Below are 15,841 nucleotides of genomic sequence, written 5' to 3' on the forward strand. Positions count from 1 at the left end.
GCCATAATTGAGTAAATAGGTTTAATTTGATGGAGCGCCGTATGAGGTGAAAGTCTCACGTACGGTGCGGAGCGGGGGAAAAGGTGGAAAGTGGAGTCAGTCCTCTACTCAGACCTTACCTATCGCTATTGATTATAGTTCCGGAGAGCAAAGCGCCAAGCCGGGAAGAAATGGAAAGAATGGTCACGGAAATAAATGAAACACAGGTGGAGGAAGAGGAGGTTTTATCCAATCGGGTTTACTTTTATGATATTCGGGCGAAGAAGATGAGTTGATTCTTTACTTTTGAAGAAAAATGTGTTAAACTAATAGGGCATTTGGAGAAAATGGCAAATGCAAGTATGCATCTATAGCTCAGGGGATAGAGCAATGCCCTCCGGAGGCATGAGCGGCGGTTCGAATCCGCCTAGATGTGTATCTTATCATTATTTTAACAAAATATTTTTATGAACGCAGAAGGATTTTTATGGTGAAACATAAGAATCCTTTTTTAATGCAATCTTTTTGTATATCTGAAAATCAACTTTGATTAAATTTTATGAAATTAAAGTGAAAGAGTGCTTGCTTTATTGTGACATTTCAGATAAACTAGAGATAATTAATTTAAGTAGGAAGAGAGGGCATGACAACATGAGAAATGAAAAACTAGATGAAAGAATGCTGGAATTAAAAGAGGACATTTTTGCGTCAATCCGTGAAAGTGTTGCAATTGAAAGTGTGAAAAGCGAAGCAAAAGAGGGAGCGCCTTATGGTGAGGGGCCAAAGGCTGCATTAGATCATTTGCTCGCATTGGGAGAAAAATTAGGATTCAGGACAGGAAATGTTGACAACAGAGTAGGTTGGATTGAATACGGTGAAGGTGAAGAGATGGTAGGTGTTTTAGGACACGTTGATATTGTACCATTGGGAGAAGGCTGGGATTATGATCCGCTTGGCTGCGAAGTACATGATGGAAAGATGTACGGACGCGGTGTGTTAGATGATAAAGGACCTACAATCGGAGCAATTTATGCGATGAAAGCCATCAAAGATTTAGGACTTCCAATAGACAGAAGAATCCGTGTAATGATTGGAACAGATGAGGAGAACGGCTCGTCATGCGTACAGCATTATATTAAAGTGGGAGGAGAAAAGCCGACGATTGGATTTACTCCTGATGCGGAATATCCTGTAATCTTCTGTGAGAAGGGGCAGATTTTCTGGGAAGTGACAAAGAAAGTGGAGAATCCTTCAACGGTCAAAGTAATTTCAATCACGGGAGGTACGGCAAAGAATGTTGTTACACCAAAATGTACAATGGTAGTGGAGGGAGATTTTGATTTTCCTGCAACAGACCATATTTCCGTAACAAAAGAAGATGGAAAGACAGTGATTGTATCTTCAGGAAGAGGAGCACACGGAAGTCTCCCTCACTTAGGACAGAATGCGGCAATTCAGTTATTTACTGCATTGAAAGAAAATGGAATTGATTTAGGCGGAGATTTACAGAAGATGATTGATTTCGTATTGGATAAAATCAATACGGAAACAAAAGGAGAAACATTAGGCGTATACGCCAACGATGAAGAGACAGGAGAAACTTCAGTATGTTTCGGAGTGGTAAACTGTACAGAGGATAAATTATTCTTTACATTAGATGTGCGTTATCCAAACAATGCGGACAACGTAAAGATAACAGAGACAATCAAAGAAAAGGCAAAAGAATATGGTTTAGATGCGGAGGTAGAACAGACAGGAAAACTTCTGTATGTATCTAAAGAATCTGAATTGGTACAGAAATTGATGGGCGTGTACCGTGAATACACAGGAAGCACAGAAGAGCCGATTGCGATTGGCGGTGGTACATACGCAAAAGCATTTGATAACATGGTAGCATTTGGTCCTATCTTCCCGGGAGACGACGATGTGATTCATCAGCCAAATGAATATGCGGAAATTGATAAATTAATGAAATCATTCCAGATTGTCGCTACGGCAATGTATGAACTCGCTCAGAGATAAATAAAAAAGAAATGAAAACCGAATAGAGAAACGGGAAAGACAGTTCAATTAAGAAATGGATTGTCTTTTTCTTTTGATACAGTATTAAGTGGAAAAAAGGAACTGTTGCTCCGGCAGAGTGTTCATCTACTTTTGCAACAGTCCCTTGACCTATTCTAAATTAATTTTTTTCTTCATAATGTACAATGTTACTACATAAGAAAGAACTCCCTGAATAACCATAATGATGCAGCTGACTCCATAAGAAGTTGACAGCAGATGCGAGACATTTGTCATTTCTGAAAGGTTGGAGGCAGGTCCGAAGAGAAGCGGAAATGCTCCCACTACAAACAGTATAATAAGACTTATCACGCTCACTACGCTGGAAAGAGCGAAGAAGAGAATGACAGCGGCAAGTATACGGTGTTTGTTAAATAACTGTCCCAACGCAATGCAGACATAATAAAACGGTAAAGCAAAAAAACATGAAATAAGTCCAACCATAAAAGTTGAAATGAAAAAGAAAGAAGCAGGCATTTCAAGACTCTTCGTCAATTCACTCATAATCATGTCAGAATGCTTTATTACGTCCGGAACAAGAACAAGCATCAGAATGGATATGGTTATAACTGCATAACTTAAAACAACCCAAAATGTACCACTGATTGTTTTGGCAAGTAAATGCTGGGAAGGTGTTACCGGCAGTGTCAGTGTTAAATAGCCTTCATCAGTAAAAAGGTTTTTGTAAAAACGATAAAGAACCGCAAAAAGTGTTATATAATTGATTAGTACAAGAAGAATGATGTACGTTGTGATTCCGAGTCCGATAACAAAGTATGGAAGGTCGTTATATAATTCCGAAGTAATTACGCACCGCGCCAAAAAAGAATAAATAAGCAGAAGTATATTTGCCGGAATCAGGACACGGGAAAGTGATTTTAAGTCGTATTTAATTAGTTTTGTTAACATTTGAATACCTCCCTGAATAATGTGTCTACAGATTGTCTCTTTTCCGTTCGGATCTCATCTACAGTCGAGTTAAGAATAACGTGTCCGTTTTGTATAAAGATAACTCTGTCCAAAATATTTTCGATATCGTGAATCAAATGAGTCGATAACAAAATGGTAGCATTTTCATTATAGTTCGTAAGAATAGTATTTAAAATATAATCTCTTGCAGCGGGATCAACGGCACCAATCGGTTCATCTAAAATATAAAGATCAGCGTCTCTGCTCATAACGAGAATGAGTTGTACCTTTTCCTTCGTCCCTTTCGAGAGAGATTTAAGTCTTGCGTCAGGGTTGATTTCCAAATGCTTTAACATACGGTATGCTCTCTCGGAATCGAAGTTGTCATAGAAATCTTCGAAATAAGAGATGATATCCTTAACTTTTCTGTGGGCGTTTAAATAAGTTCTCTCAGGGAGATAAGCCACGATTTTTTTTGTTTTGATTCCGAGCGGCTCGCCATCAATATAGATTTCACCGGAAGTCAATGTGAGCAAACCGTTCAGTAATTTGATTAAAGTTGTTTTGCCGCTTCCGTTTGGACCTAAAAGGCCGATGATTTCTCCTCGTGACAGTGTGAGGTTCAAATTATCTAAAGCATAGAAATCACCATACTTTTTTGTGAGTGAACGGCACTCTATTATTGGTTTCATTTAACGTTCCTCCTTCATAGTCTGTTCAATTAATGCTAGAATTTCTTCTTTCGGAAAACCTAAATGTTTCATCTTTTCTAAAAATTCACGAATATGCTCCTCAGCCATGTCGGCCTTTAATTTGTTTAACATTTTTGTATCCTCCGTAATAAAACGTCCGCTTGTCCTTTGAGAATATACGAGTCCCTGCCTCTCTAATTCTGATAGTGCTTTCTGCATTGTGTTGGGATTAACTGCCGCTTCCAGAGCTAAATCACGTACAGAAGGTAGTTTATCGCCTGCGTGGTAAGTGCCGGCAATAATATCATGAGAAATTCGTTCCATGATTTGCAGATAAATAGGGCGGTCGTTGTCCAAGTCCCATGCCATAAAATTATCATCTCCTTTATTTAAAATAACATATTGTATTATATATCTAATACAATAATAAAACACATATATAAATTAGTCAAGAAAAAACTCCCCGTGAAAGAGGAGTTTCGTGTTATTCATTGTCTTGAAGAATGGTATCTATAATGTTCGTCTGAAAAGCATTTGCACGTAGCATTTCTATCTCATACCGATAAGGTGCGTAAGATTTCTTTGCCTTTGTTGGCGACGGGATATAAGGTGTCTCCAAAATTTTAGGGATTTCTTCAAAATCTTTGTGGTGTACAATATAAGAAATGGCATCAAAGCCAATTTCACCAAAACCTAAATTGGCGTGTCGGTCCTTTTTTGCACCGAGAACATTTTTGCTGTCATTGATGTGAAAAACAGCAATCTGGTCTTTACCGATTAATTTATCAAATTTTTCGATTACACCGTCAAAATCGTTGACAATGTCGTATCCGCTGTCGTTTGTATGACAGGTGTCGAAACAGACGCGTAGTTTATCGTTATAAACAACTTTGTCATAAATCTGTGCCAGTTCTTCAAAAGTTCTTCCGATTTCCGTCCCTTTTCCCGCCATTGTCTCAAGAGCGATATTGCAGGTAGTATCTTTTGTCAGAACTTCGTTAATTCCTTTGGCAATCTGTTCGATTCCCGCATCAGTTCCCGCTCCCACATGAGCACCCGGGTGTAAAATTAAAGTATTACTTTTGCAGGCAGAGGCACGTTCCAGTTCTAAGCGGAGAAAATCTACCGCTAATTCAAAAGTCTCCGGCCTGACTGTATTTGCAAGATTGATAATATACGGAGCATGCACAACGATTTCGTTGATGTTGTGTTCTTTCATATATGCCCATGCCGGTTCAATATTTAACTCGGAAATCTCTTTTCTTTTTGTGTTTTGTGGAGCGCCGGTATAAAACATAAAGGTATTTGCGCCGTAGGAAACTGCCTCTTTGGCTGAGCCTAATAACATTTCTTTTCCGCTCATTCCTACATGAGAACCTAATTTCAACATATTGTATCCTTTCTTAACTGTCTGTTTATTTATATTCAAATTTATCTTTTGTCACTTTGCAAATTGGACATTGATATGTGTCAGGTAATTCCTCAAAAGGAGTATCCCCGTCATAAATATATCCACATACGCCGCAAACCCAGTGCTTCGTTGAGGAGGAAGAGTCTTCGGGAATGTAGGTAGGGGCATTTTTAGGACTTTTTCCCTTGACAACTTTGTGGTAGTAAGCATATGTCATTGGAGGTTCATCTTTTAAAATATCTCCATCTGTTACTTCGCCGAGAAAAACGGTGTGAGTAGAAGTTTCCATTGTGTCAATAACCTTGCAGGTAACATATCCGCAGCAGTCATCAGGTATTGGAAGTCCTGATACAGTTTGGAATGGAATCGTGTCAAACTTATTCACATCTTTGCCTGATTGGAAACCGAACTGCCCAATTAGATCGGGAGAAGTGTTTTCTGACAAAATGGAAATGGCAAACTGCCCGGATTGGCGAATACATTCATTTGTAAAGTTATCATGATTGATGCTGATGGCAATGGTTGCAGGTGCGGAAGTAATCTGCATGGCGCTGTTGGCAATGCAGCCGGATGGCCTTTCTTTATCTAAAGAAGAAATAAGATAAACTCCGTACGAAAAGTTGCGAAATACATTTTTATTCATAATAAACCTCCTTAATAATAGTAATTGTTACTGATATAATAGCATGAATACGAGAAAAAGGCAAGAAAGGTTTTGAAATATATGGTTGTTGTTCATTATCTCATATGATAAAATATACAAAGTATAACAAATATTACTTATTATATGTGATATAGGATTTATATATACAAGGAGGCACTATGAAGAAGATAGCAGATATTATCAGTGGAGAATTAGAGAAGGCTTTTGAAGAGTCCGGTTATGAGGCGAAGTATGGGAAGGTAACTTTATCAAACCGCCCTGATTTATGTGAATACCAGTGTAACGGTGCGATGGCTGCGGCAAAGGCATATAAAAAAGCGCCGATTATGATTGCGGGAGATGTTGTTGAAAAATTACAGAACAGTGAAGCAATTTCTAAAGTGGAAGCGGTAAATCCGGGATTTATTAATATTAAATTGAGTGAGGAATTCGTTGCGGATTATCTGAACAAAATGAGTGAAGACGACCATTTAGGACTTGAGCAGAATGAAGAACCTAAGACAATCGTTATTGACTACGGCGGAGCAAATGTGGCTAAACCATTGCATGTGGGACATTTGCGTACAGCAATTATCGGTGAGAGTGTTAAACGTATTGCACGTTTTATGGGAGATGAAGTTATCGGTGACGTTCATTTGGGAGACTGGGGATACCAGATGGGACTGATCATTACGGAATTGAAAAAACGTAAACCGGAACTGCCGTATTTTGATGAAAATTTTGCAGGGGAATATCCGGAAGAAGCGCCATTTACGATTGATGAACTTGAGGAGATTTATCCGACAGCCAGCGCTTATGCAAAAGAACATGACGATTATAAGGAAGAGGCGCTTCACGCAACATATTTATTGCAGAACGGACATAAAGGATATACTGCAATATGGAAACACATTATGCGTGTATCTGTTGCCGATTTAAAGAAGAACTATGCAAACCTGAATGTGGATTTTGACCTTTGGAAAGGGGAATCCGACGCGCAACCGTATATTCCGGATATGGTGGAATACCTGAAAAAAGAAGGTTATGCAAGATATGATGACGGTGCTTTGGTGATTGATGTAAAAGAAGAGACAGACACAAAAGAAATCCCGCCATGTATGATTTTGAAATCGGACGGGGCGTCATTATATGGAACAACAGATCTTGCAACTTTAATCGAACGTGAAAAACTGTACAATCCTGATGAGGTGATTTATGTAGTAGATAAACGCCAGGAATTACATTTTGTACAGGTGTTCAGAAGCGCAAGAAAAGCACATATTGTAAAAGATGATACAAAACTTACATTTATCGGATTTGGAACAATGAATGGAAAAGATGGCAAGCCGTTTAAGACAAGAGAAGGGGGCGTTATGCGTCTTGAAAATCTTATCGGAGACATTGAAGAAAGAATGTACGGAAAAATCATGGAAAACCGTGCCATCGAGGAAGAGGAAGCGCGCAAAACTGCTAAAATCGTCGGTTTATCTGCGATTAAGTATGGAGATTTATCTAATCAGGCATCAAAAGATTATGTGTTTGACGTAGACAGATTTACTTCTTTTGAGGGAAATACAGGGCCATACATTTTATATACAATTGTGCGTATCAAATCTATTCTGGCAAAATATACGGAGATGAAAACAACTCCGGCAAGAGCATCTGTCAAGAAGGCGGTATCCGACAGCGAAAAAGCACTCATGCTTGAAATTACAAAATTTAATTCTGTAATTGAAACTGCTTATGAAGAAAAAGCGCCGCATAAGATTTGTGCATATGTATATGAACTTGCAAACGCTTTCAACCGTTTCTATCATGAGACAAAGATTCTTGCGGAAGAAAACGAAGAAAGACAGAAAAGTTTTATTTCTATGCTGCTTTTAACAAAAGAAGTGTTTGAAGCGTGTGTTGATATGCTGGGATTTGAGGCTCCGGAAAGGATGTAAAGATGACAGAAAAATTGTTTTATAAAGACAGTCATTTGGCAGAGTTTACGGCAAGTGTAGAATCCTGTGAGAAGGAAGAAAAATATTACAAGGTAGTTCTTAACAGGACTGCCTTTTTTTCTGAGGGCGGCGGACAGAGCGCGGACACAGGAACTCTCGATGGTGTCAGAGTATTTGATGTGCAGGAGAAAGACGGGATACTTTATCATATGACTGAGAAACCTTTGGAACAAGGAAAGACGGTGACGGGAAAAATAGACTGGGAAGAGAGATTTTCTAAAATGCAGCAGCATTCAGGGGAACATATTGTCTCCGGCCTGATTCATCGGAAGTATGGTTATAATAATGTAGGCTTTCATCTGGGACAGGACACCGTCACAATGGATTTTGACGGAGTGTTGACAAAAGAGCAGTTAAGGGAAATAGAATTGTTGGCTAATGGGGCGGTTGTAAAAAATCTGGACATACAAGTTGATTATCCGACAAAAGAAGAATTGCATACAATAGAATATCGAAGTAAAATTGAAATTGAGGGACAAATTCGTATTGTGACAATCGATGGCTATGATGTATGTGCCTGCTGTGCGCCACATGTGAAAAAGACGGGCGAAATCGGTTTGATAAAACTGACAAACGTGCAGAACTATAAAGGCGGAGTGCGAATTACCATGCTTTGCGGTTTTAGAGCGCTGGCCGATTACAATGAGAAAGAGGCGAGTGTGAGAAAAGTTTCTGTTTTGATGTCAGCAAAAGAAAATGAGATTGATGAGGCGGTAGAACAATTAAAAGAGGAAAAAGCACAATTGAAAAATGAGATTGCTTTATTGCAGGATAAATTATTGAGAAGCAAGGCGAGCCGGATTGAGCCGGGACAGGAAACAGTCTGTCTGTTTGATTCGGAATTAAGCGGAAATGCTCCGCGTGAATTAGTGAATTTACTGTTAGAAAAAGATGTAAAAATATGTGGGGTATTCTTTGGAAACGACAGTGAGGGCTATCGCTATGTAGTGGGAAGCCGAAGTGTTGACACCCGTCCGATAGCGAAAAGCCTAAACGAAACATTTTCGGGAAGAGGCGGCGGAAAGCCGGAAATGGTACAGGGGTCATTAAAGGGAATGGAGAGTGAGATTTATCAGTTTTTCGCTTGCAGCGTATTAGGAAAATAAGCAGGTGATAAAGAAAGAGAGGAAAGAAATATGGAAAAAAAGAGAAGGATAGGAGTATTTGCCATCATTTCTCCGTTTTTGGTTTATTATGCAGTGTCGCTTGTTGTGGAAATTATTGCTTCACTCATTATCATGATTCCTGAAATACAAAAGGGAGGAGTTATAAATGTTGAAGAAACAACGGCGGCTGTAATGAAAGTATTCATGTCCCATTTAACATTGATTACATCTGTGGTGGCGCTTTGCGTTATTCCGCTTTTTTGGCTGATGTACAGGAAAGATACAAAATATGAAAAAGAGATTGGGATTGCAGAAAGAGAGCGGGTGCCGATTCTGAAATACGCAGTCATAATCGGACTGGGAATTACGGCCTGCATTGGGTTGAACAATCTTCTTGTACTGGGAAATGTTGCCGCATACAGCGGAACATATGAGGAAACGACAGCGGCCTTGTACAAAGAGAATTTTCTCATACAACTTATCGGTCTGGGGCTTGTCGTTCCGATTGCAGAAGAATTTATGTTTAGAGGGATTATTTACAAACGTCTGTCATTTATTATGAAAAGAGAAAAGGCGATGCTTTTTAGTGCCTTAATGTTTGGGCTTTATCATGGAAATCTTGTGCAGGCAATTTATGGCTTTGTTTTGGGATACCTTGCAGTATATATATATGAAAAATACGGAAGTTTAAAGGCATCGATTTTATTCCATACAGTCATAAATCTGACAAGTGTAATTGGAACAGAATGCGGAATGTATACATGGATATTTGGAAATGTCATACGCGTTGGAATTGTCACGGTTATATGTGGTGCGGCAGCATCTAGTTTCTTTGTACTTATGCAAAAACTGTTTAAGAAAGAAGCGAAAACGGAAACTTAAAATAGAATGTTACAGAAATGTTAAAAAAGTATTGAAAAATCAAAACAGATGAAGTATACTTACCTTGTTGAATTTAATAATAATGTAATAGGAAGGTTAAATCATGAAAAAATTTGGAAAAGTTTTGGGCGTATCCGTTTTAGCGGCTTCATTGGTAGTCACACCTGTATTGGCGACACCAAGCGTAAATGATTTAGAGCAGAATAAAAAAGCAACTCAGAAGGAAGTGGATTCTCTTCAGTCTGAATTGGCATCTTTAATGAATAAAATCAATAAAGTGGAAGAGGATTTGGTTACTAAGGGAAAAGAAGTAACAGAGGCTACTGCAAAATTAAAAGAGGCAGAAAAGAAAGAAAAAGAACAGTATGAAAAGATGCTGTATCGTATCAAATATATGTACGAAGCAGGAGATACAAGTTTCGTGGAAGGTCTGTTATCATCAGATGGAATGGGCGAAGTGTTAAGTGAAGCGGAATACGTTGAAAACGTACATGATTATGACAGAAAGATGTTAACAGAGTATGAGAAGACAAAGAAACAGATTACAAAGTTAAAATCAGGTTTAGAGAAAGAACTTTCTGATATTGAGAAAATGCAGAAAGACTTTGAAAAAGATAAACAGAAATTAGACGATACAATCAAAGAAAAACAGGGTGAGATTGCAAACTTCGATACACAGATTGAAGCAGCAAGAGAAGAAGCGGCAAGAAAGGCTGCTGAAAGAAGCAATAACGGTGGAAACAAGGGCGGCTCTTCAAATAACGATGAGGCTGTTAATATACCATCAGACTCAAGCAAAGCATCTATTATTGTAAGTACGGCATACAGTTATTTAGGAACACCTTATGTATGGGGTGGAGAATCCAAATCAGGTATTGACTGTTCAGGTTTAACAATGAGAGCGCATCAGGCAGCAGGTATTTACCTGTCACATTCTTCAGGAGCACAGGGTGCCGGAGGAAAGAGAGTTGCGAATATGGCAAGTGCATTGCCGGGAGACCTTGTATGTTACAGTGGACATGTTGGAATTTACATCGGTGGAGGACAGATGATTCATGCGCCGAAGCCGGGCGATGTTGTTAAAGTTGCATCAGTATACGGTTCACCGTGGTTTAAAAGATATTGGTAAAAGAAATGAGAGGAATTGTGTGAGCAATTCCTCTTTTGTCGTTGTGCTGGAAAAATGTGTTAGTGAAATTTTGTCAAAAAGTGTTGAAAGATAAAAAGAAGTGTAGTATGTTAAAACTATATGTAAGTAGATAATAAGGGTTCATATTTGGGAGGAATATGATGAAAAAGATTAAAAAAATATTTATTGCAACGGTTATTACAAGTTCATTGATTGTAGTTCCTGCACTGGCTTCTCCAAATGTAAATCAGATTGAACAGAATAAGGAGGAAACAGAAAAGAAACTTGAAGATGCTAACAGCAAACTGGTAACATTATTGACTGATTTTGAAGTATTAAAGGGTGATATTAGAAATCAGGAAGCGAAAATTACATTGGCAGACAAGGATTTACAGGAAGCAAAGAAAAAAGAAGAAGAACAGTATAAACAAATGCTGATTCGCATTAAATATATGTATGAAAATGGTGACGGTAATGAAATTTCTGCGCTGCTTGGTGCGGAAAGTTTTGGAGAAGTTATCAATCAGGTTGAATATATGAAAAATGTTCATTCTTACGATAGAAAAATGTTGAATGAATATAAAAAATCAAAAGAAAAAGTGGCAACACTTAAACAGGATTTGGAATCCGGAAAAGCAGATATGGAGTTTATGGCGACTACATATGAACAGCAGGAAAAAGAGTTGAAGACAACTATCGAGACGATGAAAACACAGGTTGCGGATTTTGATGTACAGTTAGCAAATGCACAGAGACAGGCAGAAGAAGAAGCGAGACGTTTAGAACAACAGACACAACAGATGGAAGCAGAACTGTCTGATACAAAACCGTCAAAACCACAAACAAACAGACCGTCATCAAATAATGATAATAATGACAAAGATGAGGAAGACAAACCATCAACCCCAAAACCGGATAAACCGTCAAAGCCGTCAAAACCGGATAAACCGTCAAAACCGACGGAGCCTGAAGCGGAAGACAAACCATCAAATGCATCTAAGGGACAGCAGATTGCAAATGAAGGCTTGAAATATGTGGGAAATCCATATGTATGGGGCGGAAATGACTTATATAATGGAATTGACTGCTCCGGATTTACATCTAAAATCCATGCGATTTGTGGTATTTCAGGAGTGCCGAGAAATTCTAAAGAACAAAGATACGGCGGAAAAGCGGTGAATGGATTGGCTAATGCCCTTCCGGGAGATATTATCTGTTATGACGGTCATGTGGCAATTTATATTGGTGGAGGACGTATTGTACACGCGTCAAACCCAAAACCATATCCACAAGGCGGAATAAAAACAGGAACAGCTACATATAGAACAATTTTAGCGATTAGAAGATATTGGTAGGAAAGAATTGAAAATATAGGTAAAATATAAAGAAAACTTCTTGCACCGGTAAAATTCATATGCTATACTATGATAGTCGCAAAAAAACACGTATGTGGTGAGCCTTAACGGTGCCTAAACTGATAAAGTCGGTCTTAAGGAGTAGAAGCATACGGAAGTAAAAACCAATGGAGGAAAAAACATGAGTGTTATTTCAATGAAACAATTATTAGAAGCAGGTGTTCACTTTGGACATCAGACAAGAAGATGGAACCCTAAAATGGCTGAGTACATCTACACAGAAAGAAACGGAATCTACATCATCGACTTACAGAAATCTGTAGGAAAAGTAGATGAAGCATACAAAGCAATGTCTGATATCGCAGCAGAAGGTGGAACAATTCTTTTTGTAGGAACTAAAAAACAGGCTCAGGACGCTATCAAAACTGAAGCAGAACGTTGTGGAATGTTCTACGTAAACGAAAGATGGTTAGGTGGAATGCTTACAAACTTCAAAACAATCCAGAGCAGAATTGCCCGCTTAAAAGATATCGAAAGAATGTCTGAAGATGGAACATTCGATGTATTACCTAAAAAAGAAGTTATCGAAATCAAAAAAGAATGGGATAAACTTGAAAAGAACTTAGGTGGAATCAAAGATATGAAGAAAGCACCAGATGCAATCTTCGTAGTTGACCCTAAAAAAGAAAGAATCTGTGTTCAGGAAGCACACACACTTGGTATTCCATTAATCGGTATCGCTGATACAAACTGTGATCCAGAAGAATTAGACTATGTAATTCCTGGTAACGATGATGCAATCAGAGCCGTTAAATTAATTGTAGCAAAAATGGCAGATGCTGTTATTGAAGCAAATCAGGGAACAACAGGTGTTGAAGACGTATACGAAGAAGTTGCAGAAGAAGTAGAAGCAGCTGAAGAAGCGTAAGAATTTCAAACATAAATGCTTCAGCCTAACGAAAGGTTGAAGCATTTTTTAAAGAAACAAATAATATTTCATATGGAGGAAATTATCATGGCAATTACAGCAAGTATGGTAAAAGAATTAAGAGAAATGACAGGTGCAGGTATGATGGACTGCAAAAAAGCTCTTAATGAAACAAACGGTAACATGGACGAGGCAGTTGAATTCTTAAGAAAGAATGGTCAGGCTAAAGCAGACAAAAAAGCAGGAAGAATCGCAGCAGAAGGTATCGTTAAAGCTATCGTTAAAGATGATAAAGTGGCAGCAATCGTTGAAGTAAACTCTGAAACAGACTTCGTTGCTAAAAATGCAGACTTCCAGACATATGTAGAAGAAGTTGCAAATCAGGCTTTAAATACAAACGCAACTGACATTGATGCTTTCTTAGCAGAAGCATGGGTATCAGACAACTCAAAAACAGTAAAAGAAGTTTTAACAGAAAAAATTTCTGTAATCGGAGAAAACTTAAACATCAGAAGATTTGAAAAAGTTGAGACAGAAGGCTGTGTAGTATCATACATTCACGGTGGCGGAAGAATCGGTGTTTTAATCGAAGCAGATGCAGACGTTGTAAACGACGAAATCAAAGGCTGCTTAAGAAATGTAGCAATGCAGGTAGCAGCAATGTCACCAAAATATGTTTCTCGTGATGAAGTAGCAGCAGACTACTTAGAACACGAAAAAGAAATTTTATTAGCACAGGCAAAAACAGAAAATCCTGAAAAACCGGATAACATCATTGAAAAAATGATTATCGGACGTTTAAACAAAGAATTAAAAGAAATTTGTTTATTAGATCAGGTATATGTACAGGATAGCGATTACACAGTAGCTAAATATGTAGAAAAAGTTGCTAAAGAAAACGGTGCAAATGTAACAGTTAAGAGATTCGTTCGTTTTGAGACAGGTGAAGGTCTTGAGAAAAAGAATGAAGATTTCGCTGCTGAAGTAGCTGCACAGATGAACGCATAATCTTACAGTTCGCATAAGAATTTGAACCGTATTATTATCATGTAAATCAACGAAAAACCTTGAATTTCCTATGAAAATGGGATGATTCAAGGTTTTTTTGCGTGTTGGGGAATAAATTTTGACTTATCGTAAATTATCGCTATTTATGCATGGAATTGGGTAAAAGTTGGGGAGTGAGTTGGGGAATTTCAATTCCCCAACTGTCGTATGAAACTTCGCCTCATTCTTCTGAAATAAGTGAGCGGAGATTGCTTGTTTTATTTTGTTGGGGAATAGTGTAACTCCCCAATATTTACCCAACTTTTAACGTATGATAGCGTAAGATTCCCCAACTTTTCATAAACTATCGTGGAAATATTTTCCGATTAATGAAAAGAGAAATTGAGATTATAATAGAGAAAAGTTAGATGGTGAGGTATATTATAGAATACTTTGTTTCCTAGCATGAGAAAGTCACAAAACAGGTGGTATAATTAAAAATGAAGAGCAAAAAGGCAGAATTGTGATATATTATATACGTTGAAAAAGTGTTTAATAAATTTGGAATCGTTGACTAAAGAATAACGAGGTAAAAGTATGGAAAAAGATGTTATATCAGAAGCTGATGATACAATAGTTATTGATGTTCCAGAGCAAAAGGAATATGTAATATCGATAGCAAATAATAGCTATAAGATAAAACCAATTTTTTCGATTTATGTTTATGAACAGTTAATAGAAGATATAAATGAGGAAAATTGGAAAAATAAAATTGCAAAAATTCTACAATTGGAAATAAATAAAACAGGGGAAGGTAGTCCAAGTATCAATGATATTTTAAACGATCCAACAGAACCATGTAAAAAATATATAAAGGTATTATTAGAACAAAATAGGAAGTTGAAAGAATTCTATGACGAAAATCATGACGAAAACGATGAATATAAAAAATTTGAAAATGCGGTAAAACAGTATAATAAGTACACTTTTGAAAACATGAAAAGTGGAATGTTAGAAATACAGAAAAAAATTGCGACAATGAGAAATAATCTGTTTGCCCAAATCCAGAAATATGATTTTTCATCAGTATTTTCAGGGTTTAATGATATCGTTAGAGGTATTCAAAATCAGATAAGCGATTCCTTGGCAAAAATTAAAAGCTCATTACCAGAATTTAATTGGGATGATTGGAATGAGGGAATGAAGTATTGGGGCGAAAATGGATGGACAATAATTCCGCATGCACCTGCGGGTTTATTTAAAACAAAAATTGCTGATAAGTCGGAAAGAGATAAAATAGCTTTACGATATTTGAGAAAAAATGATATGGAAGATTTGTTTTCGAATTTACAAGGAATGCGACTAAATCATAAGGATTTAAATGAAGCTATATATTGTTATAATAATAAGTGTTATAAGGCTTGTGCGATGATATTGTGTTCTATGATAGATGGAATGATATATAAACGTCAGCCAGTTAAAAAGGGAAGTAGGAGAAAAGGCGATAGTAGATTTTTTGAAAAAATAAAAAAAAGTGGATTAAAGGAAGATCTTTTACAACAAAGTTTTTTCTTACTTCAAATGAATAATCTTATAGCATATTTAACGAAATTGTTTGAAAATGGCAAAGATTTTCAATTAGATACAAAGGTATTAAACAGAAATTTTTTATTACATGGAATGAGTAAAAAGAATGTTAGTCAAAAAGAATGTAAGCAATTATTTTTGGCGGTTTATGGTCCTATGTCAAGAT

Annotated in this window: 15 protein-coding genes and 1 tRNA gene; 11 read left to right on the top strand and 5 right to left on the bottom strand. The window is 37.4% G+C overall.

Annotated elements, in window-relative coordinates; genetic code table 11:
* The first annotated feature begins 83 nt into the window (after nucleotides 1-83).
* From ACYQ35_RS02570 to pepV, 3 genes are all read left to right on the top strand, one after another.
* Nucleotides 84-275, top strand: coding sequence for a DUF5688 family protein (locus tag ACYQ35_RS02570; protein ID WP_459829933.1), 192 nt, complete (start codon nucleotides 84-86; stop codon nucleotides 273-275).
* 68 nt (nucleotides 276-343) lie between these two features.
* Nucleotides 344-415 (top strand) — tRNA-Arg (locus ACYQ35_RS02575).
* A gap of 215 nt (nucleotides 416-630) precedes the next feature.
* Nucleotides 631-2,001, top strand: coding sequence for a dipeptidase PepV (gene pepV / locus ACYQ35_RS02580; RefSeq protein ID WP_009757208.1), 1,371 nt, complete (start codon nucleotides 631-633; stop codon nucleotides 1,999-2,001).
* Between the two features lie 150 nt (nucleotides 2,002-2,151).
* Here the strand turns inward: pepV and ACYQ35_RS02585 are convergent, their stop codons facing one another.
* The 5 genes from ACYQ35_RS02585 to ACYQ35_RS02605 all read right to left on the bottom strand — a co-directional run bounded on the left by ACYQ35_RS02585 (nucleotide 2,152) and on the right by ACYQ35_RS02605 (nucleotide 5,695).
* Complete coding sequence (locus ACYQ35_RS02585; protein WP_009757207.1) at nucleotides 2,152-2,949, bottom strand: hypothetical protein; 798 nt, start codon at nucleotides 2,947-2,949, stop codon at nucleotides 2,152-2,154.
* Entirely contained in the window at nucleotides 2,943-3,641 is a 699-nt protein-coding gene (locus tag ACYQ35_RS02590) for an ABC transporter ATP-binding protein (RefSeq protein ID WP_009757206.1), read from the bottom strand. The genes ACYQ35_RS02585 and ACYQ35_RS02590 overlap by 7 nt, the downstream gene beginning before the upstream one ends.
* Nucleotides 3,642-4,010, bottom strand: a complete 369-nt coding sequence (locus ACYQ35_RS02595; protein ID WP_009757205.1) for a GntR family transcriptional regulator — start codon at nucleotides 4,008-4,010, stop codon at nucleotides 3,642-3,644.
* Nucleotides 4,011-4,125: 115 nt separating this feature from the next.
* The gene (locus ACYQ35_RS02600; RefSeq protein WP_459829963.1) at nucleotides 4,126-5,028 is read right to left on the bottom strand and encodes a deoxyribonuclease IV; all 903 of its coding nucleotides are present in this window, start codon (nucleotides 5,026-5,028) and stop codon (nucleotides 4,126-4,128) included.
* Nucleotides 5,029-5,056: 28 nt separating this feature from the next.
* Nucleotides 5,057-5,695 (bottom strand): flavin reductase, encoded by a 639-nt coding sequence (locus ACYQ35_RS02605; RefSeq protein WP_459829942.1) that lies wholly within the window; start codon nucleotides 5,693-5,695, stop codon nucleotides 5,057-5,059.
* A 179-nt stretch (nucleotides 5,696-5,874) separates the two neighbouring features.
* Here ACYQ35_RS02605 and argS point away from each other — a divergent pair, with 179 nt between their 5' ends.
* The 8 genes from argS to ACYQ35_RS02645 all read left to right on the top strand — a co-directional run.
* Nucleotides 5,875-7,641 (top strand): arginine--tRNA ligase, encoded by a 1,767-nt coding sequence (argS, locus tag ACYQ35_RS02610; RefSeq protein ID WP_459829946.1) that lies wholly within the window; start codon nucleotides 5,875-5,877, stop codon nucleotides 7,639-7,641.
* Nucleotides 7,642-7,643: 2 nt separating this feature from the next.
* Nucleotides 7,644-8,807 (top strand): alanyl-tRNA editing protein, encoded by a 1,164-nt coding sequence (locus ACYQ35_RS02615; protein WP_009757201.1) that lies wholly within the window; start codon nucleotides 7,644-7,646, stop codon nucleotides 8,805-8,807.
* Nucleotides 8,808-8,837: 30 nt separating this feature from the next.
* Nucleotides 8,838-9,689, top strand: coding sequence for a CPBP family intramembrane glutamic endopeptidase (locus tag ACYQ35_RS02620; RefSeq protein ID WP_009757200.1), 852 nt, complete (start codon nucleotides 8,838-8,840; stop codon nucleotides 9,687-9,689).
* Nucleotides 9,690-9,792: 103 nt separating this feature from the next.
* The gene (locus ACYQ35_RS02625) at nucleotides 9,793-10,818 is read left to right on the top strand and encodes a C40 family peptidase (protein ID WP_459829952.1); all 1,026 of its coding nucleotides are present in this window, start codon (nucleotides 9,793-9,795) and stop codon (nucleotides 10,816-10,818) included.
* Between the two features lie 161 nt (nucleotides 10,819-10,979).
* Complete coding sequence (locus ACYQ35_RS02630) at nucleotides 10,980-12,173, top strand: C40 family peptidase (RefSeq protein WP_009757198.1); 1,194 nt, start codon at nucleotides 10,980-10,982, stop codon at nucleotides 12,171-12,173.
* Nucleotides 12,174-12,354: 181 nt separating this feature from the next.
* Nucleotides 12,355-13,101 carry a 30S ribosomal protein S2 gene (gene rpsB, locus ACYQ35_RS02635; protein ID WP_009757197.1) on the top strand — a complete coding sequence of 249 codons (747 nt, stop codon included), beginning with the start codon at nucleotides 12,355-12,357 and terminating at the stop codon, nucleotides 13,099-13,101.
* An 87-nt stretch (nucleotides 13,102-13,188) separates the two neighbouring features.
* On the top strand, nucleotides 13,189-14,109 hold the full coding sequence (gene tsf / locus ACYQ35_RS02640; RefSeq protein WP_459829957.1) for a translation elongation factor Ts: 921 nt from the start codon (nucleotides 13,189-13,191) through the stop codon (nucleotides 14,107-14,109).
* A 576-nt stretch (nucleotides 14,110-14,685) separates the two neighbouring features.
* On the top strand, nucleotides 14,686-15,841 hold a 1,156-nt coding region (locus tag ACYQ35_RS02645; protein ID WP_459829960.1), incomplete at its 3' end, for a hypothetical protein.

The sequence above is a fragment of the Faecalimonas hominis genome, assembly GCF_054660755.1.

Excerpts from the sequence above, each read along its gene's own strand:
- ACYQ35_RS02590 (WP_009757206.1), bottom strand. The coding sequence starts at position 3,641 with ATGAAACCAATAATAGAGTGCCGTTCACTCACAAAAAAGTATGGTGAT.
- ACYQ35_RS02605 (WP_459829942.1), bottom strand. The coding sequence starts at position 5,695 with ATGAATAAAAATGTATTTCGCAACTTTTCGTACGGAGTTTATCTTATT.
- rpsB (WP_009757197.1), top strand. The coding sequence starts at position 12,355 with ATGAGTGTTATTTCAATGAAACAATTATTAGAAGCAGGTGTTCACTTT.
- ACYQ35_RS02615 (WP_009757201.1), top strand. The coding sequence starts at position 7,644 with ATGACAGAAAAATTGTTTTATAAAGACAGTCATTTGGCAGAGTTTACG.
- argS (WP_459829946.1), top strand. The coding sequence starts at position 5,875 with ATGAAGAAGATAGCAGATATTATCAGTGGAGAATTAGAGAAGGCTTTT.
- ACYQ35_RS02585 (WP_009757207.1), bottom strand. The coding sequence starts at position 2,949 with ATGTTAACAAAACTAATTAAATACGACTTAAAATCACTTTCCCGTGTC.
- ACYQ35_RS02595 (WP_009757205.1), bottom strand. The coding sequence starts at position 4,010 with ATGGCATGGGACTTGGACAACGACCGCCCTATTTATCTGCAAATCATG.
- pepV (WP_009757208.1), top strand. The coding sequence starts at position 631 with ATGAGAAATGAAAAACTAGATGAAAGAATGCTGGAATTAAAAGAGGAC.
- tsf (WP_459829957.1), top strand. The coding sequence starts at position 13,189 with ATGGCAATTACAGCAAGTATGGTAAAAGAATTAAGAGAAATGACAGGT.
- ACYQ35_RS02630 (WP_009757198.1), top strand. The coding sequence starts at position 10,980 with ATGAAAAAGATTAAAAAAATATTTATTGCAACGGTTATTACAAGTTCA.
- ACYQ35_RS02620 (WP_009757200.1), top strand. The coding sequence starts at position 8,838 with ATGGAAAAAAAGAGAAGGATAGGAGTATTTGCCATCATTTCTCCGTTT.
- ACYQ35_RS02625 (WP_459829952.1), top strand. The coding sequence starts at position 9,793 with ATGAAAAAATTTGGAAAAGTTTTGGGCGTATCCGTTTTAGCGGCTTCA.